The sequence below is a fragment of the Qiania dongpingensis genome (assembly GCF_014337195.1).
Lineage (GTDB): Bacteria > Bacillota > Clostridia > Lachnospirales > Lachnospiraceae > Lientehia > Lientehia dongpingensis.
The window spans coordinates 1,343,220-1,367,785 of sequence record NZ_CP060634.1 but is presented as its reverse complement, the minus strand read 5'-3'; the positions used below and the strand labels follow the sequence as shown (position 1 = coordinate 1,367,785).

General features: G+C 50.1%; 17 protein-coding genes, 1 pseudogene and 1 riboswitch. Of the genes and pseudogenes, 14 read left to right on the top strand and 4 right to left on the bottom strand.

Features of this window, described 5'->3' with window-relative positions; genetic code table 11:
* Window positions 1-27: 27 nt before the first annotated feature.
* Entirely contained in the window at window positions 28-984 is a 957-nt protein-coding gene (locus tag H9Q78_RS06550; protein ID WP_249304452.1) for a glycosyltransferase family 2 protein, read from the bottom strand.
* A gap of 198 nt (window positions 985-1,182) precedes the next feature.
* On the opposite strand from H9Q78_RS06550, the gene H9Q78_RS06545 reads away from it, so the two are divergent.
* The 10 genes from H9Q78_RS06545 to H9Q78_RS06500 all read left to right on the top strand — a co-directional run bounded on the left by H9Q78_RS06545 (window position 1,183) and on the right by H9Q78_RS06500 (window position 10,821).
* Window positions 1,183-1,809: a single-stranded DNA-binding protein gene (locus H9Q78_RS06545; RefSeq protein ID WP_147596082.1), complete on the top strand. Its 627-nt coding sequence runs from the start codon at window positions 1,183-1,185 to the stop codon at window positions 1,807-1,809.
* A 70-nt stretch (window positions 1,810-1,879) separates the two neighbouring features.
* Window positions 1,880-2,380 (top strand): cob(I)yrinic acid a,c-diamide adenosyltransferase, encoded by a 501-nt coding sequence (locus H9Q78_RS06540; RefSeq protein WP_249304451.1) that lies wholly within the window; start codon window positions 1,880-1,882, stop codon window positions 2,378-2,380.
* Between the two features lie 55 nt (window positions 2,381-2,435).
* A riboswitch (Lysine riboswitch) is annotated at window positions 2,436-2,610 on the top strand.
* Between the two features lie 111 nt (window positions 2,611-2,721).
* Entirely contained in the window at window positions 2,722-3,615 is an 894-nt protein-coding gene (gene dapA, locus H9Q78_RS06535; RefSeq protein WP_249304449.1) for a 4-hydroxy-tetrahydrodipicolinate synthase, read from the top strand.
* 79 nt (window positions 3,616-3,694) lie between these two features.
* Complete coding sequence (gene dapB / locus H9Q78_RS06530) at window positions 3,695-4,450, top strand: 4-hydroxy-tetrahydrodipicolinate reductase (protein ID WP_249304447.1); 756 nt, start codon at window positions 3,695-3,697, stop codon at window positions 4,448-4,450.
* 108 nt (window positions 4,451-4,558) lie between these two features.
* Window positions 4,559-4,924 (top strand): hypothetical protein, encoded by a 366-nt coding sequence (locus H9Q78_RS06525; protein WP_249304445.1) that lies wholly within the window; start codon window positions 4,559-4,561, stop codon window positions 4,922-4,924.
* 160 nt (window positions 4,925-5,084) lie between these two features.
* Window positions 5,085-5,789 carry a phosphoribosylaminoimidazolesuccinocarboxamide synthase gene (gene purC / locus H9Q78_RS06520; RefSeq protein ID WP_147596076.1) on the top strand — a complete coding sequence of 235 codons (705 nt, stop codon included), beginning with the start codon at window positions 5,085-5,087 and terminating at the stop codon, window positions 5,787-5,789.
* 78 nt (window positions 5,790-5,867) lie between these two features.
* Window positions 5,868-7,298 (top strand): amidophosphoribosyltransferase, encoded by a 1,431-nt coding sequence (gene purF, locus H9Q78_RS06515; protein WP_249304443.1) that lies wholly within the window; start codon window positions 5,868-5,870, stop codon window positions 7,296-7,298.
* A 41-nt stretch (window positions 7,299-7,339) separates the two neighbouring features.
* On the top strand, window positions 7,340-8,770 hold the full coding sequence (purB, locus tag H9Q78_RS06510) for an adenylosuccinate lyase (RefSeq protein ID WP_249304441.1): 1,431 nt from the start codon (window positions 7,340-7,342) through the stop codon (window positions 8,768-8,770).
* A gap of 145 nt (window positions 8,771-8,915) precedes the next feature.
* Window positions 8,916-10,205, top strand: a complete 1,290-nt coding sequence (locus H9Q78_RS06505; RefSeq protein WP_249304439.1) for an adenylosuccinate synthase — start codon at window positions 8,916-8,918, stop codon at window positions 10,203-10,205.
* 10 nt (window positions 10,206-10,215) lie between these two features.
* Window positions 10,216-10,821 carry an HAD family hydrolase gene (locus H9Q78_RS06500; protein WP_249304437.1) on the top strand — a complete coding sequence of 202 codons (606 nt, stop codon included), beginning with the start codon at window positions 10,216-10,218 and terminating at the stop codon, window positions 10,819-10,821.
* A 107-nt stretch (window positions 10,822-10,928) separates the two neighbouring features.
* On the opposite strand, the gene H9Q78_RS06495 is transcribed toward H9Q78_RS06500, so the two are convergent.
* Entirely contained in the window at window positions 10,929-11,927 is a 999-nt protein-coding gene (locus H9Q78_RS06495; protein ID WP_249304435.1) for an aldose 1-epimerase family protein, read from the bottom strand.
* 122 nt (window positions 11,928-12,049) lie between these two features.
* Window positions 12,050-12,916 (bottom strand): annotated as a pseudogene (locus H9Q78_RS06490) (nucleoside recognition domain-containing protein); the annotation flags it as partial.
* A gap of 282 nt (window positions 12,917-13,198) precedes the next feature.
* Between H9Q78_RS06490 and H9Q78_RS06485 the strand changes: the two are divergent.
* From H9Q78_RS06485 to H9Q78_RS06475, 3 genes are all read left to right on the top strand, one after another.
* Complete coding sequence (locus tag H9Q78_RS06485) at window positions 13,199-14,383, top strand: hypothetical protein (RefSeq protein WP_249304433.1); 1,185 nt, start codon at window positions 13,199-13,201, stop codon at window positions 14,381-14,383.
* 105 nt (window positions 14,384-14,488) lie between these two features.
* Window positions 14,489-14,632, top strand: a complete 144-nt coding sequence (locus H9Q78_RS06480; protein ID WP_249304431.1) for a hypothetical protein — start codon at window positions 14,489-14,491, stop codon at window positions 14,630-14,632.
* Window positions 14,633-14,641: 9 nt separating this feature from the next.
* The gene (locus tag H9Q78_RS06475) at window positions 14,642-15,937 is read left to right on the top strand and encodes a recombinase family protein (RefSeq protein ID WP_249304430.1); all 1,296 of its coding nucleotides are present in this window, start codon (window positions 14,642-14,644) and stop codon (window positions 15,935-15,937) included.
* Window positions 15,938-15,974: 37 nt separating this feature from the next.
* Here H9Q78_RS06475 and H9Q78_RS06470 read toward each other — a convergent pair whose 3' ends face one another.
* Window positions 15,975-16,997 carry a recombinase family protein gene (locus tag H9Q78_RS06470; protein WP_249304428.1) on the bottom strand — a complete coding sequence of 341 codons (1,023 nt, stop codon included), beginning with the start codon at window positions 16,995-16,997 and terminating at the stop codon, window positions 15,975-15,977.
* A gap of 122 nt (window positions 16,998-17,119) precedes the next feature.
* Here H9Q78_RS06470 and H9Q78_RS06465 point away from each other — a divergent pair, with 122 nt between their 5' ends.
* Window positions 17,120-24,565: a non-ribosomal peptide synthetase gene (locus H9Q78_RS06465; protein WP_249304759.1), complete on the top strand. Its 7,446-nt coding sequence runs from the start codon at window positions 17,120-17,122 to the stop codon at window positions 24,563-24,565.
* Window position 24,566: the final 1 nt, after the last annotated feature.

Below are 24,566 nucleotides of genomic sequence, written 5' to 3'. Positions count from 1 at the left end.
CATTATGAGAATGCGGAAGGGACGGGGTCACTGGCCGTTTCCGCGTTCCTTGCTGTCTTCTATGTTGCTCTGTTTGACGATGTATATGGGCCTGTCCTTGGCTTCCATATAAATGTGGGCGATATATTCGCCCAGAATGCCGATAGACAGCTCGATGATGCCGCCTAAAAACAAGACGGCGCACAAGGTCGTCACATAGCCCGGCACATCAATTCCAAAGATGAGGGTTTGGATCAGGGTAACGATGATATAAACGAACGCAACGATGGAAATCAGAAACCCCATTCCGGAAACCAGACGGAGAGGAGAAATAGAAAAGGAGGTGATTCCGTCGATGGCATATTTGAAAAGGCCCTTGAAGCTCCATTTGGTAGTCCCCATGGTCCGTTCCACATTTTCATATGGATACCATTTGGTCTCATAACCGACCCAGGCAAAAATCCCCTTGGAAAACCGTTCCACTTCTGACAGCTTCAAAATGGAATTGACCATCTGCCTGGTCATGATACGGAAGTCCACGGCAGCCTGAGGCATTTTGACATCGGACATCTTGTTGCTTATTTTATAGAAGAGATTAGAAAAGACACTTCGAAACCGCGATTCTCCCTGTCTGGTGGAGCGCATAGCGGCAGCGCAGTCATATCCCTCCTCGATGCCCTTCATCATTTCCGGGATCATGGCGGGAGGATGCTGCAGGTCGGCATCCATGACGATGACCAGGTCTCCGAAAGAGTGCTGAAGACCGGCAAACATAGCGGCTTCCTTTCCAAAATTCCTGGAAAAAGAGAGATAGCGGACATTGGCGTGTGCCTTTGCCAAACTGTGTATTTTGGCCAGTGTAGTGTCCCGGCTGCCGTCATCCACAAAGATATAAGTAAACTGGTACCCTGCCATGGCAGAAACGGTCTCTTCGGTGACTTTGTAAAAGGTCTCCAATACCTCTTCTTCGTTATAACAGGGAACAATGATATCGACAGAAATCATAAGTTCTCCTCAATTAAAACAGATAGTTTGAAATTTTCCAAAACGCTACCATATATTGTAGTATACCCAGTGATAAAAGTAAATGAAGAAAAATTTAAAAATTTATGTATAAAATCCCCAGTTAAGGAATACACATAATATTAGCCTGAATTACCAGGTAATCAAAAGGACGAAACAGTGTTGAAAGGAGAAATACTAATGCCAGAGAAAATCATGGAGAACAACAAAGTCACCGTAATCGGAGAGATCATATCGGGGTTCACCTTCAGCCACGAAGTGTTTGGTGAGGGCTTTTACCTGACGGAGATCTCGATCAACCGTCTGAGCGATCAGACAGATGTCATCCCGCTTCTTATTTCGGAACGCCTGATCGACATCACGGGGGACTACGCTGGGATGCTGGTGGAGGCCACCGGGCAGTTCCGTTCCTATAACAGACATGAGGGAACAAAGAACCGTCTGGTCTTATCCGTATTTGTAAGAGAGATCGCTTTTTTGGAAGAATTCAACGATTATACGAAAACGAATCAGATTTTTCTCGATGGATACATATGCAAGGCGCCGATTTATAGAAAAACGCCTTTGGGACGTGAAATAGCAGATCTTTTGGTGGCTGTGAACCGTCCGTATGGAAAATCCGATTATATTCCCTGCATTGCCTGGGGACGGAATGCGAGATATGCGTCAGGCTTTGAAGTCGGAAGCCGGATCTGCGTATGGGGCCGTGTACAGAGCCGGGAGTACGTAAAACGGATCAATGAAACGGAAAGCGAGAAGAGGGTGGCTTATGAGGTATCCGTCAGCAAGCTGGAATGGGTAGAATAAAGTTGCAATATCTGGCAAACGGTGGTAAAATATAAGGGATATACGACGAGTGGAACCTGGAGGGGGACCCATGAAAAAAGGAATCGTTCATGTTTTATGCGGGGAAGGAAGCGGAAAAAGCGCCTGTGCCATAGGTCTGGCAGTGAAAGCCGCCGGACGCAATAAGAATATCGTGATTATTCAGTTCCTGAAAGGCAGGAACGAGGAAAATGAGATGAGCAAGCGCCTGGAACCGGAGATCAAGGTCTTTTCCTTTGAGAAATCCGATAAGCCTTTTTCTGAACTTTCTTCGGAAGAGAGAAAAGAGGAAGCGACAAACATGCGCAATGGCGTGAACTTTGCCAAAAAGGTGCTTTCCACCAGGGATTGTGATGTGCTCATCCTGGATGAGATTCTGGGGTTGGTGGATTACGGTATTATTGAGGCGGCCGATATCGCGAAGCTTCTGGAGGCGAAGGATGACGATGTGGATGTCATTATGACGGGAATCGTATTCCCCGATGAGCTTTATGGCTGCGTGGACAGCATTTCCAGGATTGATTCAGAGGATATTAAGAAATCCTGCTGCTGACAGGTTGACAATGCCATATTTTGGTGTTATGATGACCAAAACCAATAAATTGAATAACAAATGTAGAGGTTGCGTTTTTCATCAGTATGCTGGCTGATATGTACAGGCATAGAAGAGGCCGGGAGAAAGGGAAGAACGCCGAAGGAACGAATAGCCTGAATAGGAGTTCCTGGGCGTATGGTTAAGAGCTATATGACTGTCATCCAGCCGGATGGAGCGCTACTTAAAGGATTTCAGCATGGAATATTTTACGTGCTGGTCATAGAATCTTTAGAGCTGGCCTTCTGGTCAGCTCTGTTTTGTGCTATGGGGAAATTCATTAATGTGAAGGAGGAAATGAGATGGCAATATTCAAAGGAGCAGGTGTAGCGATTGTAACCCCTTTTCATGAAGACGGAAGTGTGAATTATGAAAAACTGACAGAACTTTTGGAAGAACAGATCGCAGGCGGCGTGGACAGTATCATAATCTGCGGGACGACAGGCGAGGCATCCACTTTGAGCCACGAGGAGCATTTGGATGTAGTCGGACATACGGTAAAGGTGGTAGACGGACGGGTGCCGGTAGTCGCGGGCACCGGTTCCAACTGCACGGAGACTGCGATCTACCTGTCTGTGGAGGCCGAGAAACTGGGGGCTGACGGGCTTCTGCAGGTAACCCCTTATTACAATAAGGCGACACAGAAAGGGCTGATCGCTCATTTCACCGCAGTGGCGGAGGCAGTGAAGATTCCGATCATCCTTTATAACGTACCCAGCCGCACCGGCTGCAATATTCTGCCGGAGACTGCGGTTTACCTGGCGAAACATGTGCCGAACATCGTAGGGATCAAAGAGGCCTGCGGAAATATTTCCCAGATCGCGAAGCTGGCTCATCTGGCAGACGGCTGTCTGGATATTTATTCGGGAAATGACGATCAGATCGTGCCGCTTCTGTCACTGGGAGGAATCGGCGTGATTTCAGTCCTGGCCAATGTCGCTCCCAGGCAGACTCATGATATTGTCATGAACTTTTTGGAAGGGCGGGTAATGGAAAGTGCGAAAATGCAGCTGGAGGCCCTTCCTCTGATTGACGCGCTTTTCTGCGAGGTGAATCCGATTCCGGTGAAAACGGCCATGAATCTGATGGGAAAAGAATGCGGGCCGCTCCGCGGACCTTTGTCCCCCATGGAGCCGGAGAACGTGGAGAAACTGAAGAAAGCCATGACGGATTATGGCCTTTTGCTGAAAGCATAAGACAGACAGGAAGACAAACGCCGGCAGACCTTAAGATATGGTGGGATGCCGGCGCATCCGTTCATAAAGGAGAGAGAATATGATAAGAATCATCATGCATGGCTGCAACGGCCATATGGGACAAGTGATCACCGGACTTTTGGCCGCGGATGCGGATGCACAGATCGTCGCCGGTGTCGATCTGTCGGATCATATACAGAATACTTATCCTGTATATGCTTCTTTGGAAGCGTGCAGGGAAGAAGCAGATGTCATCATTGATTTCTGTTCCGCGAAAGCAATCGAGAGTCTTTTGGATTACAGTGTGAAAAGGCAGATTCCTGTGGTGATCTGTACTACGGGGATATCCGAGGAACAGATGGAGAAAATCCGGGAGGCGGGCAGGTCGGTGGCCGTTCTTAAATCGGCGAATATGTCCCTGGGGGTCAACATGCTTTTGAAGCTTTTAAAAGAGGCGGCCCAGACGCTGGCTCCGGCAGGCTTTGACATTGAAATTGTGGAAAAGCATCACAACCAGAAAGTGGATGCGCCCAGCGGCACAGCGCTTGCGCTGGCGGATTCCATAAATGAGGCTTTGGACAATGAATATGCTTATAAGTATGACCGTTCAAATGAACGGGTAAAGCGTCCGAAAAAAGAGATTGGGATCAGCGCTGTACGGGGCGGGAACATTGTTGGAGAGCATGAGGTGATATTTGCCGGTACCGACGAGGTAGTCGAATTTAAGCATACGGCTTATTCCAAGGCCGTATTTGCGAAGGGGGCCATAGAAGCCGCAAAATTTCTGGCGGGAAAACCGGCCGGATTTTACGATATGAGCGATGTTATCGGGTGACCGGCAAAGCTTTTTTGACTGATTATAAAATTGGAAATTTTTAACGTAGTATTTTTCTCCAAGATGCGCATATTAACAGTAGAAAATGCGTAAAAAGGAGAAATAGTTATGAAGACAAAACGATTTTTCATGATGACGGCGCTGGTTCTTCTGTCTGCTTTTTTAGCGGTCGGATGTGGTACCAAGAAAAACGATAATAAGGAGACGACCAACGGGGCAGAGACCCACGGCTCCGAAAGCGCCGGGGAGAACAGTTCCGACAAAAACAGCGGTACGAGCGAGGGAAGTACAGATAAGACTGGTACGAGCCCTGCAGAAACAAGCGGCACAAACGGTACGGATACCACGGGCGGCACCACCTCCGGAACAAAGAGCTCAGAAGGTCTTTTGGACGATGTGGGCGACGATGTGAAGGATGCCCTGGATGACATGAGCTCAGACGCAAGCAGTGATGTATCACGCGCCACGGAATAATTGAAAGAATACCACACCAATTGAAATAAAGAGTCCTGAAATCAGGATTCTTTATTTCTTTTTTGGTGAATTTTGCGGTTGCGTTATTAATAGCGTTATATTATAATTTGCTTGATAGTGGGCGTTTTTGTTGATTAAACTTTAGAAGAGGAGACAAAGAATGGAAAAACTGGATTTACTGTATGAAGGAAAAGCAAAAAAGGTTTATGCTACCAATGAGCCGGATGTCCTGATCGTAGACTACAAAGATGATGCGACAGCCTTCAACGGTCTGAAAAAGGGTACTATCGTAGGAAAGGGCGTCATCAACAACCGCATGACTAACCATGTGTTCAAGATGTTTGAAAAAGAAGGTATCCCTACCCATTACATCGAAGAGCTCAGCGATAGGGAGACAGCAGTAAAGAAGGTTGAGATCGTTCCCCTGGAAGTGATCATCAGGAATGTGGCCGCAGGAAGCTTTTCTAAGAAGCTGGGAATCGAAGAGGGACGTGTCCTTGCGTGCCCTACCCTGGAGTTCAGCTATAAGAACGATGATCTGGGAGATCCCTTCATTAATAAATACTATGCCTTGGCTTTGGAGCTGGCAACGGAAGAAGAGATTGAAAAGATCACCAAAATGGCGTTCCGGATCAATGAGATCATGGTGGATTTCTTCAAAAAAGCCGATATCCAGCTGGTCGATTTTAAGATTGAATTCGGCAGATATAAAGGCGACATCATCCTGGCGGACGAAGTATCTCCCGATACCTGCAGGCTGTGGGACATCAATACCCATGCGAAGCTTGACAAGGACCGCTTCAGAAGAGACATGGGCGGCGTAGAGGATGCTTATCAGGAAGTCTTCCGTCGTCTGGGCCTGTAAAGCCGGCCTGGTCATCCCGGATATACAGACGGCCGTTTTGGATTGGAAAGGACAGGATTCATGCAGGAGCAGCCATATATGACATGCGATGATTCAGATGGGCTTCATGAGGAATGTGGAGTCTTTGGAGTTTATGATTTTGACGGAAACGATGTTGCGCCTACAATTTATTATGGCCTTCTGGCCCTCCAGCACCGCGGGCAGGAAAGCTGCGGCATTGCAGTGAGCGATACGGAGGGCCCGAAGGGCAAAGTAAAGGTTTATAAGGGAATGGGCCTTGCCGGCGAGGTCTTTACTCCGGACGTCTTGGAGGAACTGCGCCAGGGGGATATCGGTGTGGGACATGTCCGTTATTCGACCGCAGGAGGAAGCACCAGGGAAAACGCACAGCCTCTGGTGCTGAATTACATTAAGGGCACTTTGGCGCTGGCTCATAACGGAAACCTGGTGAACGCGCCGGAGCTTCGGCGGGAACTGGAGTACGGCGGCGCGATTTTTCAGACGACGATAGATTCTGAAGTGGTGGCCTATCATATTGCGAGAGAGCGTGTGAAGTCTGGAACTGTGGAAGAGGCCGTCAGGCTGGCCATGAAAAAGATCGCAGGCGCTTATTCCCTGGTGGTTATGAGCCCCAGAAAGCTGATCGGAGCCCGCGATCCCTTTGGATTTAAGCCCCTTTGTATCGGAAAACGGGATAACGCTTATATTTTGGCGTCGGAAACCTGTGCTCTGGATACGGTCGGAGCCGAATTTGTACGGGATGTGAAGCCCGGTGAGATCGTGACAATCACAAAAGAAGGGATCAAGTCTGACAGGAGTCTCTGTCTTGCGCCCGAAAAAGAAGCAAGATGTATTTTTGAATATATTTATTTTGCGAGGCCAGATACAAGGATTGACGGCGTGAGCGTATACCATGCCAGGCTCGCAGCGGGCCGTTTCTTGGCTGAGGACCATCCGGTGGAGGCTGATTTGGTAGTCGGAGTTCCGGAGTCAGGTAACGCGGCGGCTCAGGGCTATGCCCAGGAGTCCGGCATCCCCTATGGGACGGCCTTTGTGAAGAACAGCTATGTGGGACGAACGTTCATAAAGCCCAAGCAGAAAAACAGGGAGTCCAGCGTACAGGTGAAGCTGAATGTCCTGAAAGAGTCTGTGGCGGGAAAAAGGATCGTCATGGTGGACGATTCTATCGTACGCGGTACTACCTGCGGCAGAATTGTCGGCATGCTGAGAGAAGCTGGGGCAAAAGAAGTTCATGTGAGGATTTCCGCGCCGCCTTTTCTTTATCCATGCTATTTCGGCACGGATATCCCTTCAGAAGACCAGCTGATCGCCCATGGCCGGACGACAGAGGAAATCTGCAGGGAGATTGGCGCCGACAGCTTGGGATATCTGGGATTGGAGCGGCTGCCGCAGATGGCAGAGGGGCTGCCCATATGCTCGGCCTGTTTCAGCGGCAGATATCCCATTGCCCCGCCCGCGGAGGACATCCGCGGCGAATATATACGATGAATATATACGATAAATGAGCGGTTTAGGAAAGGAATACGGATATGTACGATAGATACCAGAGCCCTTTGTCAGAGCGTTATGCCAGCAGGGAGATGCAGTATATTTTTTCTCCGGACAAGAAGTTCCGGACCTGGAGGAGGCTGTGGATCGCGCTGGCGGAAACGGAGCGTGAGCTGGGACTTAATATCACCAAGGAGCAGATAGAAGAGCTGAAAGAGCACCAGGATGATATTAATTATGAGGTGGCAAAGCAGAGAGAAAAGGAAGTGCGCCACGATGTGATGTCCCATGTGTACGCGTATGGAGTACAGTGCCCCAAAGCAAAGGGGATCATTCACCTTGGGGCTACCTCTTGCTATGTGGGAGACAATACGGATATCATCATCATGACGGAGGCTCTTAAACTGGTACGCAGGAAGCTCATCAATGTGATAGATGAGCTGGCCGGATTCGCGGATAAGTATAAGGCGCAGCCCACTCTTGCCTTTACTCATTTCCAGCCGGCGCAGCCGACGACTGTAGGGAAGCGCGCCACGCTGTGGCTTCAGGATCTGATCTTGGATCTGGAGGATGTGGAATATGTGATCGGCACCATGAAGCTTCTTGGCTCCAAAGGGACCACGGGTACCCAGGCCAGCTTCCTGGAACTGTTTGACGGGGACCACGAAAAGGTGAAGCAGGTCGATAAAAGGATAGCGGAGAAAATGGGATTTGCCGGCTGCTATGCTGTTTCAGGCCAGACATATTCCAGAAAGGTGGACAGCCGCGTGGTGAACGTCCTCGCGGGGATTGCCCAAAGCGCGCATAAATTTTCAAATGATATCCGCCTGCTCCAGCATCTGAAAGAGGTGGAAGAACCCTTTGAAAAGAGTCAGATCGGCTCATCGGCGATGGCATATAAAAGAAATCCCATGCGAAGCGAGCGTATGGCTTCTCTGGCGGACTACGTGATGGCAGATGCCATGAATCCCATGCTGGTGGCTTCTACCCAGTGGTTTGAGCGTACTTTGGATGATTCCGCCAACAAACGGCTGAGCGTGCCGGAAGGTTTCCTGGCTGTGGACGGTATTCTGGATCTGTATCTGAATGTGGTGGACGGCCTGGTGGTATATCCCAAGGTGATTGAGAAACGCCTGATGTCTGAGCTTCCTTTTATGGCGACGGAGAATATCATGATGGACGCGGTGAAAGCCGGAGGAGACAGACAGGAACTTCATGAAAGGATTCGGACGCTTTCCATGGAGGCCGGCAGAAACGTGAAGGAGAACGGCGGAGATAATAACCTTCTGGAACTGATCGCTGCCGATCCTGCTTTCAATATGACGCTTGAAGAACTGAAAACTACCATGGAGCCGTCCCGATATGTCGGAAGGTCCAGGGAACAGGTGGAAGAGTTCCTGCAGGAAGTCATTAAGCCGGTACTGGATGCAAATGCAGAGCTTCTGGGCGTAAAAGCGGAGATCAACGTTTAAAAATAGATGATAACCTCTTATTGATTTTACAATGGTTTTCATATATACTGTATGAGGCGGCAGTTTTGTCTGCCGCCTGTTTCATGCTATCAGGAAGTATTGTTTTGAGAGTGACCTAATCTCAGGTTCTTAGGAGGACAAAAGAATGGTAAGAGCGATTGTAGGAGCCAACTGGGGCGACGAAGGAAAGGGTAAAATAACAGATATGCTGGCTGAAAAATCGGATATCATCATCCGGTTCCAGGGCGGCAGCAACGCGGGCCATACCATTATCAACAATTATGGAAAATTTGCGCTGCACCTGCTTCCTTCCGGTGTATTCTATGACCATACCACCAGCATCATCGGAAACGGCGTGGCTCTGAATATTCCCTATCTGCTTAAAGAAATCAAGGCGTTGGAGGAGAAGGGCGTGCCCACTCCGAAAATTTTGGTTTCCGACAGGGCCCAGATCATGATGCCCTATCATATGCTGCTGGATGCCTGCGAGGAGGCCCGCCTTGCGGGTAAATCCTTCGGTTCCACCAAATCCGGCATCGCGCCGTTCTATTCCGATAAATATGCGAAGATCGGCTTCCAGGTCAGCGAGCTGTTCGGCTGCCCCGATGAGCTGATGGATAAAGTAAAGAATGTCTGTGTTTTGAAAAATGTGCTTCTGGAGAACCTGTATCATCAGCCGCCGCTGGTACCGGAAGAGGTATTTGCGACTCTGATGGAATATAAGGACATGATTGCACCATACGTATGCGACACTTCCGCGTATCTCCATGAAGCTCTGAAGGAAGGAAAGAATATCCTGCTGGAGGGCCAGCTTGGCTCTCTCAAGGATCCTGATCACGGAATCTATCCCATGGTCACTTCGTCTTCTACCCTGGCTGCCTATGGAGCCATCGGCGCCGGTATTCCTCCATATGAGATCAAGAATATCACCACGGTGGTGAAGGCATATTCCAGCGCGGTAGGCGCGGGAGCCTTTGTCAGCGAGATTTTTGGAGATGAAGCAGATGAACTCCGCAACAGAGGCGGTGATGGCGGTGAATACGGTGCGACCACAGGCCGCCCCAGGAGAATGGGATGGTTCGATGCGGTGGCCAGCCGTTACGGATGCCGGGTACAGGGAGCTACTGAAGTCGCCCTGACGGTCCTGGATGTGCTGGGATATCTGGATGAGATTCCCATCTGCGTAGGATATGAATATGACGGAAAAGTGGAAAAAGAATTCCCCACCACGGCCAAACTCGAGCATGCGAAGCCAATCTACAAAAAGCTTCCCGGATGGAAATGTGATATCCGCGGTATTCGTGATTATGAGAAGCTGCCGGAGAACTGCAGGAATTATATAGACGAGATCGAAAAAGAGATCGGCGTACCGATCACCCTTGTTTCCAATGGACCCGGCAGGAGTGAGGTGATCGAGAGAAAACCTCTCATATAGGAGGCGGATCATGATTCGTTCATTGATCTTTGATATTGGAAATGTTCTCGCCGATTTCAACTGGCGGGATTACCTGGACGGTTTTTCCCTTTCGAAGGAAGAGGACCAAGCCGTGACGGAAGCCCTTTTCCTGAGCCCTAAATGGAAAGAGGTGGACAGAGGGAGGCTTCCCGACGAGGAGCTGCTGGCTTCTATTTGTGAAGATGCGCCCGGGTATGTAGAGCAGGTCCGCAGAGTGTATGCGGAAGCAGCGGCGGCGGTGGAGCAGAACAGCTACGCGGCAGGTCTTTTAAAAGGGCTGAAAGAACAGGGATACCGGATTTATATCCTGTCCAATTATGGAAAGACCTTTTTTGAAGAACGATTGTCGCGCTTTGAGTTCCTTCAGTATGCGGATGGTCAGGTGATTTCCTATCAGGTACAGTCTGTCAAGCCGGAGCCGGAAATTTATGAGGCCTTGATATCCAGATATCAGATATGTCCGGAGGAAGCAGTGTTTTTCGATGACCTGCCTCAGAATCTGGAAACGGCCAGGCAGTTTGGCCTGCATACCGTTCTCGTGACGGGCTACGAATCAATCGTCGAAGGGCTTAAGAAATTTGATATAGAAATATAAATAGTAAAAGACTGTATTCACCGGTTCAAACGAATCGGAGGATACAGTCTTTTTTGTTATGCAAGCAATTGTGACAGCTCGGAACTTTTGCCGGTATTAGAGAAGTTTTACTTTGCGGCTTCCCAGTCGGCCTCTTTGTCAAAGAACTCCACTTCCAGTTCAAAGCTGCGGATTTCTCCCGGCTTGATGAACTGCAGGGCGCCGTTTTTGCGAAGCTCCGCACGGCCTTCCAGCTTGCTGATGGTGGGTTCAAGACCGAGGACATAGTCTCTCTCGCCCATCATCTTCCATTCTGTCATATAAGGAATCTGCTTTTGATCCCAGCGGATGGCGAGGCCGACGCCGGCATCGGGATTAAAGATTTTCGCGCAGGGTTTATTCTCCTCAAATTCATGGTAATAGCACTGTTCCTGGAAGTTGGGCGTGGGCGCGAGCATCTTATCCCAGGTATCGAGATCCTTCGCTGCGTGGTCGTCCCGGGGGATGACGTTCTTGGAAGAGACGGCTACCCTGGAAGTTTCACTGAGCAGCGGATATCCCATATTCATGTGGTACAGGAGCATGAAAGGCTCATCTGCGGAACCGGCGTTTTTCACACTGTCGGTTATCTTCAGTTTGTTGACGCCGTATTCACAGGAAATCGTCCTCGTGAGGATCAGCTTCTGCTTGAAGATTTCTGTATCACTGACCTTGGCATGGATCTCAATCTTGCCGTCCTCTTCCGTATAATAAATATGATCCGTCGGAATGTTGGAAATGGTTCCATGGAGTGGGCAGGGGATATCGCCGTCCACACTGGGAGTTCCGATGGCCTGGAGTCCGCAGGTGGTGAGAAAGCCACAGGTGAAGGATTTCAGGAAACCGAATCCGGGTTCGTCGTAATAGGCAGGAGCCACGTATCCGGCGGGCCCCATATAATTTAAATTTACGCCATTGAAAGAGATTCGGGAGATGTCTGCGGCGCGGTCCGCGGAAACCGTGAACTCCAGGCCGCTTCCGTTCCGAACCTGGAACAGGCGCATGCCGTTTCCCTTCCCTCCTGCCAGCCGGTGTTCTTCTACACCATAAAACTGCGTGTCGTGTCCGTAATAGCTTCTGTTTACCATAGTGTAAACCCCTCCTTGCCTTTTATAAAAGCCTTTATGATACTGCTATTATAATGCTGGAAGGAGGACAGGTCAATAACATTCTGGGTTGGCATCACGGGGCAGGCCTGCCTGGGAGGCGCTCAGATGAATCCGAACAGCCGGACAACGGCGGTGAACAGCATACAGGCCAGCACACCGAATACAGTGGGCAATAGGAAAGCGGTGACTGTCCATTTGATGCTGCCGGTTTCTTTTTTTATGGTCAGGCAGGTGGTGGAACAGGGCCAGTGCATCAAAGAGAACAGTATCATGGATACAGATGTGGCCCAGGTCCATCCGTGGGAGACCAGGAGAGCATGTAGCTCTGCCAAATTTCCGGATTCCACGAGAGTTCCCGTGGAGAGGTAGCTCATGAGGATGATGGGAATCACGATCTCATTTGCAGGAAAGCCCAGGATGAACGCCAGGAGGATCACACCATCCAGACCCATCAGGAGCCCCAGCGGATTCAGGAAGGAAGAGGTCCACTGGAGCAGGGACAGACCTTCCAGGCGGACATTGGCGATGAGCCAGATGACCAGCCCTGCCGGGATGGCTACGATTACCGCGCGGCCCAGAACGAATAAGGTGCGGTCCAGGACAGAGCGGATGAGCACTTTTTTAATCTGCGGTTTTCGGTACGGCGGCATTTCCAATATAAACGAAGAAGGTTCCCCTTTTAATATGGTAACAGACAGCAGCCGGGACGCGGCGAAGGTCATCAGGATGGAAAACGCGATAACTCCCGTGAGGATGAGCGCGGCCTGGAGGCTGCCAAGAAGCCCGTTTCCCGTGCCGACGAAAAACATGGTGATCAGGGCGATCAACGTGGGAAACCGTCCGTTGCAGGGAATGAAGGCGTTTGTCAGGATGGCGATGAGCCGTTCTCTGGGAGAATGGATGATCCGGCATCCGGTGACGCCTGCAGCGTTACACCCGAGCCCCATGCACATGGGCAGTTGGTATTTGGATGCAAAGAATATAGATTTGTTAATTGCATTTTTATATATGCGAATCAGAATAAATAATAGAATAACACAATATGAATAAATATCTAAAATAAATAGATAAAATACCCGCAAACAATTGAATATTTAATGATTATATAGTATTATAGTAAGTGAGATTATAAAATTTGTACAGATTAAGGATGATTATAATAATGTTAAGTGAAATCTTGCAAATAAATGATAAAATTGCAGAAAAAGAGTGAATTAGCAAATAATACAGGGGGGGGGAGGGCGCGGGTTATGAAATTAAAAAAATATTTGTTCAGTATAATGGTAGCGTCACTGCTGTTTTCTATTTCCTGCGCTAAAACAGAGAAAAGTACAAATCAGGCCGAGGGGAGCCAAGAGGAGCCCTTAATTTCCGATAGATCTATTTGTGTGGCAGAAAAAGGAGTTTTATTATCAGGAGCCGGAGGTATGCTGCAGTTTTATGATTATCAAGCCGATACAACTTACCCGCTTTGTGCCCGGCCAAATTGTACCCACGAATCGGATGACTGTACGGCAAATTTATTCCGAAATGGGGCGGCGTTTCCTGTGATTTACCGTGACAGGCTTTACTATATCAGATCGGCAATAGAGGAGAAGCCGGTTACTTTTTGTCAGGCGGATGTTACTGGAGAGCAGGAAAAGGAGCTGGCTATTCTGGGGGATGTACAGTTAACTGCGTCTAGGATGCTATATTACGGGGAAAAGGCATATTTTTCTGTGATTCAGGTGGAGACAGAAGAATACGGGGGTGCTGTTGAGGTCTTGAAACAAAGTACCAGTATTTTATCCATTGACTTGGAAGATGGAAAAATAGAGGTGCTCCTAAGGAAAGAATACGGAACGGATGAGAGTCTGTTTTACGATTTGCTGTACATATATGAGGATCAGATGTATTTGGATTTAATGGGAGTGCAGGACCTAAGTCAAAACACTTATTTTGTCATGAGGCTGGACACAGGGGAAGTAACACAGCTTGAAGATGGTGCAGGTGTTTCCCTTACAGATTGGAGTCATGGGAAAGTTGTTTGTCAAAGGGGAGGAACAGATCAGGACAACAAAGAGGTAGAGGGAAGGTTTTCGATATGGGATTTGAAGACTGGGGAGAAAAAACAAGTCGGCAGCTTCATCGGAGGCCCCATGGCCATTTTAAAAGATGGATTGGTTTATGTAAACTGGGAGGAAGGCTTTAAGGAAGGAGAATGGAAGTATTATAAGTTTGACAGTGGGGAGACAGAAACATTTTTGAAGATCCAGGACGGCATAATGAATTTCAATCCCCAGAATTCGTTCAATAAAGATGGTAAGGAGATGATCGTTGGACATCGAACGGTCGTTAAAGATGGCAAAAGTGTGGATGGCTGGTATACTATTTCCACAGAAGATTTCCTGGAGAGAAAGGAAAACTACAAATTTTTGTGCTGGTCAAAAGAATAGTGCTGAGCAAGGGGGCATCCTCATGAGGACTGCCCTTTTCCTGTATATCGTACAAGCTCTTCCACATAGAGTGAATCAAAGAAAAATCGAAGAAAGGGCAGCTCTATGAAGGGAGAAAATAAGGAAAAAGTCAAATATGAAGTGGAACTTTTCTATTCCGACAAATGGGATTTAAAGGAACTACTGGAGGAAATAACAGATCAGGCGGCATTGCCATTATCAGAGTCCGATGCTGCTTCGGCGGAATGAGGGGATAGCATGGCGGTTCGGGAAAAATATTCAGCAGCCCTGTATATGCGTCTTTCAAAGGATGACAGCGGCTTCGGGGAAAGTGCCAGCATCTCCTCTCAGAGGAAAATACTCAGAAGATATGCGTTGGAGAACGGGTTCTGTGTCCATAAAGAATATGTGGATGACGGAATCTCCGGATTGACCTTTAACCGCCCCGGTTTTAAACGTATGATACAGGATATTGAGAATAAACAAATAAACCTGGTCATTACGAAAGATTTGTCCCGTCTGGGCCGCAATTATATTATGACCGGGCGGTATACGGAGTTCTATTTTCCTTCTAAAAAAGTGCGATGTATAGCGGTCAATGACAATTACGATTCTGATGATCTGTATTCTGATATGGTTCCATTCCGGAATGTGATCAATGAGATGTATGCCCGGGATACCAGCCGAAAAATTCGTTCCGCTTTATTGGCGCGGATGCAGGAGGGGGCCTTTATGGGCGCGCATGCACCGTATGGTTATGAGCGGGACGCCGGGGATAAACATCATTTAGTCGTCGATGAAGTGACCGGAACTATCGTAAAAGGGATATTTCAAAAAGCCGCTGCGGGAGTCCTGCCGATACAGATAGCCAGGGAACTGAATGAATGTAAAATACCGACGCCGTCGGAATACCGCTGCATGAGCAACCCTTCCCTCCGCATAGAAAACTTTTCCAAACGGCGGGAATGGACGTCTGCTACCATAATCAAGATATTGAGAAATCCAGTTTATCTAGGGCATATGGCACAGAGAAAGACGTCAAAATTGTCATTCAAATGTCCTGCGGCCATATCCCTGCCTGCGTCTGACTGGATAATTGTGGAGAATACCCACGCCCCCCTGGTGACGAATTTGACGTTTGAGCTTGCCGCACGCCGGAGCCGGCAGCGGACCTGTATCCAAGGAAACGGGTTCAACAACTTATTTTCAGGGATTGCCAGATGCGGGGACTGCGGGAGAAGGATGTCGGCGGTCAGTTCCCGGAAAAAGGGGGCGGAGGCGAATCTGGCCTGCGGCGCGTATAAGCAGAAGGGAACCCGGGGATGCTCCAATCATTTTATTGCCTATGATGATTTATATGAGGTGGTACTTTGCAGAATACAATCGCTCATGCGGCGGTGCGGATTTTCAGAACCGGAAAAACTCACGCAGGATCTCCTTTTTCATTTGGTAGACCATATTGAGATCTGCCAGGGGCATTTTGGTAAAACGCCGAGCGGCAGAGTAAAATTCCAGACCATAAAGATCTTTTTTCGTTTCAGACCGCCGGAATAAGAATGAAGCATTTGAGCCGTCTGCTCCCAAATACTGTTTATTTATATGAAGAAGGTCTGCCGTCTTGTTCTGCGGCGGCGGTGGATCTTCTGGAATCCAGGAAAACGCCTGCCTGTAAAAAGATGTCGGCGGACACCAGGGCCTGATGGGTGTTTTCCACCCGTATCCAGGCTTCCGGAGGGTTTTTCACGGTGAGAGTGGATTTGAAGGAAATCTTCCTGGAGCGCCCTTGGGCCATATGTCCTAAATATACAGGGTTTCGCAGAAGCTTCGTAATGGTCCTGGCAGACCATGAGCTCACAGGCGAAGCTTCTTTGGAACTGGCGCTTCTGGAATCGCGGTAGGCCTTTGGAGAGAGGATTCCCCGGCGGTTCAGATCGGCGGCAATGGAAGCTGGCCGCATACCGCCGGCCGCCATGGAGAAGATGTCTTTTACCACGCCGGATACTTCATCGTCTGGGAGCAGATGATGCTTATCCTCCGGGTCCTTCCGATAGCCGTAAGGAGCCAGGCTGCCCACATAGCTGCCTTCCTGCATCCGTACCAGGAAGGCAGAACGGATTTTGCGGCTGGTGTCCCGGGCATACATTTCATTGACCACATTTTTAAAAGGCGCGATGTCTGAGTCGGGAGAGTCGGAATCAAAGTTATCGTTGACGGCGATGAAACGCACCCGTCTGGAAGGAAAATAGACCTCCGTATATTGTCCGGTCATGATATAGTCACGGCCCAGTCGGGACAAGTCTTTGGCAAGGATCATATTGATCTTTCTGGCCTCAATGTCTTTAAGCATACGGCGGAAAGCGGGCCGGTTGAAGTTTGTGCCGCTGAATCCATCATCCACATATTCATCAAAGACGGAAAGCCCATGGCTTTTGGCAAACGAAAGAAGAAGCTTCCTTTGATTTGTAATGCTGGAGCTCTCTAAGGATTCTCCGTCATCTTTGGAAAGCCGCATATATAATCCGACAGAATAATTTTTATTCCGCTCTTTTCTGTCGTTGTCTGCTAAAAATTTCCATTTATTTCCACATGTAGACAAATCACTCTCATAAATCATATATAATCCCCCATAAAATCAGAATATAGCCTTCCAAATGAAATATATGATTGCTTTTACTGGCGAAAAAAGGTATAAATATAAGTGGACAATAATGCGAAAGGGGGCCAGAGACTTTGAATATGGAGAGTAAGGGACATCGGTTTCCGTTGTCTCTGAGCCAGCGTAATATTTGGGATTTGGAACGTACCTTTGACGGTACCTCTGTGAATAATATAAGTACGACAATACGCCTGCAGGGTCGAATGGATTTTGTAATACTGCAGGAAAGTATCCGCATGGTGCTGAAAGCGGATCCGTCTCTTCGGACTCGAATCCTTTGGGAAGACGGGGAGCTGGTCCAATACCATGCCCCTTTTTCTGAAGAAGATTTTCCTGTCTTTGATTTTTCCCACACCAGCAGCGAAGGCATAGAGAGCTGGGAGGCCGCTATGACCAGAGAGACGATTCCGCTGACCGGCGGGCCGTTGTACCGTTTTATGCTGTTTCGGGCCGGTGAGAACGCGGGAGGCGTGCTGGTGAAAATTCACCATATGATTTCGGACGGATGGTCGCAGGTCCTCATTTGTAACCGGATTGGCCAGACTTATCTGGATCTCCTGGCCGGTAAGGAACCGCTCCTTGAAGAGGCGCCTAGCTATGAGCTCCATGTGGAGGAGGAACGGGATTACCTGACTTCCAAAGCGTATGGCAGAGATGAGAGATATTGGAGAGACATTCTGGAAAAGTCAGGCGAACCTTCTGTTTTAAAGAGTGTGAAAAGCGCGGCGGTCAGCCCTGTTGGCAGGAGGCTCAGCTGCGATCTGCCCCAAGTGCTGAATCATGCGATCTATTCCTACTGCCTGGAAAAAAGAGTGGCTCCTTTTGCCGTATTCTATATGGCGCTGGCAATCTATTTCAAGCGGATAGGAGGGGCCGACCGGTTCACGATCGGCGTGCCGATATTCAATCGGACGAATTTCCTGTTTAAGCAGAGCACGGGTATGTTTGTGACGACTCTGCCTTTCTATAATAAAATAAATGATGAGTGGACTCTTGACCAGTTCAATGAGGAGCTGGCGGAGGCCTGGTTCGAGATGCTTCGCCACCAGCGTTTTCCCTTTTCTCATATTGAAAAGCTGGCGGGAGAGAACAAAGGGCAGGAAGGCCGCCTGTTCCACATTGCTTTATCCTATCAGGACAGCAAGATAGTGGAGAGCAGGGATGCGTCGGTAATGTTATCAGGGCGGTGGCATTACAGCGGCTATCAGTCGGAGCAGCTCTGCATCCATCTTACGAATCTTCTGGATAATAAATGCTATTCGGTAGACTATGATTATTTGACACAGTTTTTTGCGGAGGCGGAGATTGTACAGCTCCACAAAAGCCTGTGCAATATCCTCATGGAAGCTCTTTCCAATCCGGGGAAACCCATATACCAGCTGGCGGTTCTGACAGCGGAGGAAAGAGAGCGCGTATTGTATACATTTAACAGAACGGACCGGCTTTTGGAGGAACGTTCTGTCTACAAGGCTTTGGAGGAATCGGCGTCGGATTATCCGTCAAGGGCCGCAGCCATATATGGAGGTGAGCGGATGACTTACGAGGCTCTGCTTGGCCGCGCCTCTGATATCGCCTGCGCTGTGAAGAACCGTATGGGAGAGGGCAGAGAGCTGGCAGCTGTTCTGCTGCCGAGGGGGTTCACTCTTCTGGAGTCCATGGCGGCGATTTTGAAAGCCGGATTTGGATATCTGCTGCTGTCACCGGAGCTTCCCGAGGGGAGAATCCGAAACATATTGGAGCGGAGCGGAGCAGGAATCCTTTTGACAGACAGAGAAAACAGGGAGAATTTTGGACAGCCGGAAAGTCCCGTGCCGGTAATCTGTGTGGAAGATATCGGAAGAGGGACAGTGAGCTGTTCAGATCCGTCGCTTAAAGAAGAACTGAGAGATCCGGATAGGCTGGCCTATGTAGTCTATACCTCCGGGAGCACTGGAGAACCCAAGGGGGTGGAGATCACCCAGAGGAACCTGCTGAATCTTTCCCAGGCGATGCGCCATGTCTACGGAAAAGGGGCGGTTCTTTCCGTGTGCAATGTGGGATTTGACGCCTTTATGCTGGAAAGCATTGTGGCGCTGTTAAACGGAAAAACCATTGTGCTTCCGGAAGAAGAGGAGCTTGAGTCGCCCCGCCGCCTGGCCGGCTTGATAACAGGCTATGCAGTGGGATTCTTTTCCATGACACCGTCCCGCCTTTCCGTGCTTTTAAAGGATTCTGCGTTCTGCGGAGCCATGCGCCGCATGGAAAGTATCGTCTGTGGCGGAGAAGCGTTTCCCGCGGATTTATTGAAGAAACTTAAAAATGTCAGTCACGCCAGGATATATAACCAATACGGTCCTTCTGAAACCACAGTGGGAGTGAGCATCAAGGAACTGTCCCATGCGGCACGGATCACAGCAGGGCGTCCTATGGACAACTGTAGACTATATGTGCTGGATAAGTGGATGAATCCTCTTCCCGCGGGAGTATACGGGCAGCTCTATGTCGGCGGGACATGCGTGGGCCGCGGATACCGGAATCAGCCGGAGCTGACAAAAGAGAGTTTTTTGGACAATCCCTTTGAGAATGGGGAGAAGATGTATTATACCGGAGATTCGGCCTGCTGGACGGCGGACGGGGAGATCGTCCTGTCCGGAAGGCTGGATAAACAGGTGAAGCTGCGGGGACTCCGAATCGAGCCGCAGGAAGTGGCGGCGTGCATCGCGTCCTATCCTGGGGTGAAGACGGCGGCCTCCCGTGTATGTGAGATAAACGGGCAGATGGTGCTGCTGGCATATTATTGTTCAGAAGAGCGGATTCCGGAGACGGAGCTGCTGGCATTTGCTGCGACGTACCTTCCCCGATACATGATACCTTCTTATGTTATGCGTCTGGAGGAGATACCCACGAATGGGAATGGGAAGGTGGAGGAAGAAAAACTGCCGCTTCCGGGGGAGAGAGGGGAGGAGAGCTTTACGGCTCCGGTTTCTGCTGCTCTTCTCCAGGATATTGTGGATATATTCAGGGAGGTCCTGTCTCGGGAGGAGATGGGGCCTGACAGTGATTATTTCTTATCAGGAGGAAATTCCTTAAATGCCATGGAGACCATTACTGCCATGGAGGATAAAACCGGATTTACAATACGCGTTGCGGATCTTTACGCGTGCAGGACAGCCAGACGTCTGACGGCATATCTGAATAAGACAGACGGACGCAGTGAAGGATACATTCTTCCGGCCGAGGGAAAACGGATTGAAAAGGCGCCGGACAGGGAATGGTATCCGCTGTCTCCGATGCAGCAAGGGATTTATGTCCAGTCTTATCTGGATTCCACTGGTCTGTCTTATAATATGCCCGGGGCGTTCCGCCTGTCTGAGAAGCCGGATCTGGAACGGCTGGAAAAAGCGTTCCGGCAGCTGATCCGGCAGGATGCGGTCTTTCGCACTTCCTTTATACAGGAGGCCGGAGGAGTCCATGCGCACATAGAAAAGGAAGTGCCCTTTTCTCTGACAAAAATAGAAGCTCTCTGTTTTGAGGAAGCCTGCGGGGGATTTTTAAAGCCTTTTGACCTGAGCCGCGCTCCTCTCCTTCGTGCCGGCGTCTGGAAAAGTCAGGAACAGGAGTGGTTTCTTTTGCTGGACAGCCATCATATCATCGGAGACGGGCTTAGCACGCCGCTTGTGCTGAAGCGTCTGAATGAAGCTTATTGCGGGAAAGAAACGAAGATGTCTCTCAGCTATCACGATTATGCTTATGCTCTCTCGGCTGAAACGGAAGAAGAGAGTCGGGAGGAACAGGAATACTGGAAGGAACATCTGCAAAACCTGCCGGAGCCGCTCACGCTGCCTGCCGATTTTGTCCGTTCCCGTGAGTTTGATTTCCGGGGCAGAGAATATCAGATGGAAATGCCGGAGCCGGACAGTCTTGCCTGTGAGAACTATTGTATGCGGCACGGGATTTCCGTGTTTACTCTGTTTCTTGCGGCCTATGGGCTGCTGTTGTCGCGGATATCCGGACGTGAGGATTTCACGGTGGGAGCGCCGGTGGCAGGCCGGGTCCGTCCTGGCACACAGGATATCTGCGGACCGTTTATCAATACGCTTCCCCTGCGGCTCAGGCCGGAGAAGAAGAAGGCAGTATCGACTTATCTGGAGGAGATACGGACAGAGGTGGCCGGGATGCTGGATCACCAGCAGATTTCTCTGGAAGAGATCATCACGATGCTCGGCCTGCCCCGCGGTACTCAGAATCCCCTTTATCAGCTGATGCTCACGCAAAGCCCTGTGGATGAATCCGCCTTTGTGCTGGACGGGAAGTCTATGGAATTCCGGCCCATTTCTACTGGAGCGGTGAAAATGGACATGGTGGTGGAACTGTCGAAAAAGAGAGATGCCTATATCCTCCGGTTTTCCTATGCTTCCAGTCTGTTTCTGGAGGAAACTGTCCGGTATTATGGAAGGTGTTTGAAGCGGATACTGCAGGAACTTTGTTCGGAACGGGATCTGCCTCTGGGAGAGGTGCCGGTGCTGTCAGCGGAGGATTATGAGAAGTATGTGGAGACCCCCAACTATTTGGCGACCCCCTTTGTGAACCTGCCGATTCACCGAATGATAGAAAACAAAATAAAGACCATGCCCGATTCGCCTGCCGTATGGTATCACGGGACCGCAGTCACGATGCGGGAGATAGAACGCCGCGCCTGCGGCCTGGCGGCCATGCTGCGGGAAGAAGGAGCAGAGCCGGGGCAGCGAATTGGACTTTGTATGGGACGGACGCCGGATATGATCGCGGCGATGTTTGGCATCCTGAAAGCGGGATGTGCGTATGTGCCGATGCTTCCTTCTTTTCCGGAAGCCAGATTGGTTTATATGCTGGAGACTTCCGGCGCCGTCTGTGTGCTCTGCGATGAAGAAGCCCTTCGCTGTCTGCCCGGACAGCTTCCGTGCCGGAAGCTGCTGGCTTCGGAGAGAACCGAAGAGCAGTTTACGGATGCTCCTGTGAGCAGCGAGGATCTGGTCAATGTTCTGTTCACCTCCGGATCCACAGGAAAGCCAAAAGGCGTGATGCTCCGGCACCGTTCTATTTCCAACTTATATGGTCAAATGAGAGAGCTTCTGGAACCGATCACCGGACCGGTGCTCTGTTCGACGAATTCTATATTTGACTGTTTTATTGTGGAGACTCTGTTCCCGCTGGCGATGGGGAAGCTGGTAGTTCTTGCCGATGAGGAGGAAATGATGCTTCCCTGGAAGCTGGCAGAGCTGATTAACAGGAACGGAGTAGAAATATTTGAAATGACTCCTTCCCGGCTTCAGATGTGTCTCGGCAACGAGGCGTTCTGCCGCGCCGCTTCCGGGCTTCGGATCGTGCTCCTGGGCGGTGAGGTCCTTACGAAGCGGCTCCTTGCGAAGTTCTATGAGGTCAGTGAGGGAACCCTCATGAATATGTACGGTCCGACGGAGGCGACAGTTTTCACTACCATGGCGGCTGTGAGGCCGGGAGATACGATTACCGTGGGACGCCCCCTTAACAATACAAGGGTATACGTGCTGGATGAGGATATGCGGCCGGTCATGCCCACTGGGTGCGGAGAATTATATATTGCCGGTGAATGTCTCGCAGGAGGCTATATTTCCAGACCGGATCTTACGGAAGCGTCTTTCCTGCCGGATTTGTATTTTCCGGGAGAAAGGATGTATCGGAGCGGAGATATTGTACGGCTTCGTCTGGACGGTACTTATGATTTCATCGGAAGGGCGGATGCCCAGGTGAAGCTTAACGGACAGCGGGTGGAGCTGGACGAGATCACAGGAGCGCTTTTGGATTCCGGCTTTGCCGGACAGGCGGCGACCGTCGCGGTGCGGAAAGACGACGGTTCCATGGAGCTTTGTTCCTTTTACCAGCCGGCTGCGGGGAAAACGGACGTCCACGGCCCGCTGATGGAATATCTGCGGCATATGCTGCCGTCTTATATGGTGCCTTCCAGGGTGATCCCTCTGGAAACGCTGCCCATGACCGCTACCAGCAAGACAGACATGCAGACTCTTAAGAAAATGGCTTTGGAGGGACTGGAGCACGTACAGGCGGACGTTCCGGAGGCCCCGAAAGCTTTTGAGGCACGCGGGGAAAAAACGCCTCCTTCACCGGAGATCAATGAAGAATTTGTGCTGGCTATCTGGAACCAGGTGCTGAGTAAAAAAGCGGAGGAGCCGGATGTGTCTTTCTTTGAACAGGGAGGGACTTCCCTGGCGGCACTTAGCGTGCTCAGCAGTTATTTTAACTGTCATTTGGAAATGTCCCTGGCGGAGTTCTATGCGAATCCCACAGCGCGCCAGCAGGCCGAGCTGTTAAGGGGAAGCGTGGGCGGAGGCAAAGAAAGAACGCAGCTCTCTTCGGAGGCGGAAGCATCCGATCAGGAGGCTGAATTTGCAAGGGTAGTGTTCCCTGTTCGAGAACCGGAAAAACGTTTTGCGCTAATTACCGGCGCAACGGGTTTCTTTGGCGTACATCTTTTAAAGGCCCTTCTGGACAGAGGAGAAGAGGAAATCATCTGCCTGATGCGGGACGGAGACAAGGAGCGGCTCCTGGAATGTCTTTCCTGGTATTTTGGGAGAGGCGTGATCATGCGGGAGCGCAGGCGGATTTCTGTTGTAAAGGGAGATTTGTCCAAGGAGAGGCTGGGCCTTTCGGACAGGGATTACCGGGAACTGGCGGGAAGAGTCGGCGAGATTTTTCATGGAGCGGCAGATGTGCGCCATTATGCGGCGGATGCAGAGGCGTTCCTTAAAACGAATGTGGGAGGCACAGAGCAGATGCTGGCTCTTGCCAGAGAAGCCGGAGCCAGATTTTATCATATGTCCACCTGCAGCGTGAGCGGTGAATATCTGAAGGATGGACGGAAAGAGGCGGTCTTTACAGAAAATGATTATGACATCGGCCAGATCTGGGAAGATAATATCTATGTGAAGAGTAAATTCCTGGCGGAAGGACTGGTCCTGGAGGCCATCCATCATGGGCTTCCGGCCAAGATATTCCGGCTGGGCCGCCTGGTGGGACGGGCATCGGACGGTGTATTTCAGAGAAATCCTGACACCAACGCCTTTTATCTGCTGATGCGTGCGTTCCATCTGGTGGGAGCGATTCCGAGAACTGTGGCAAAGACGGAAGTGGACCTTACTCCCATTGATTATTGCGCGGAAGCGGTGCTGGCCCTTCTGGACAGTGAAGGAAGCATTTTTCATATCATGAATCCGGATCCGCCTTTGGTAGAAGCGGCCGCGAAGGCGCTGGAGGAAGAAATCTACATAGTTCCTGACGAGACTTTTACCCATATGCTGGCGGAGACCGTAAAGGGACCTTACCGGGAATTGGTTTCCACGCTCATCGATTTCTGGCATCATGTCCGGCTTGAACCGCCGGTCATCCAGGTTTCTAATAAGAAAACGAAGGAACAGCTTGATAAGGCCGGTTTCCGCTTTGAGATACCGGAGCCGGGCCGGCTGCTCAGCGGTTTTACGCTGCAGGATTCCTGGGTGGGGAAAGGGGAATAAT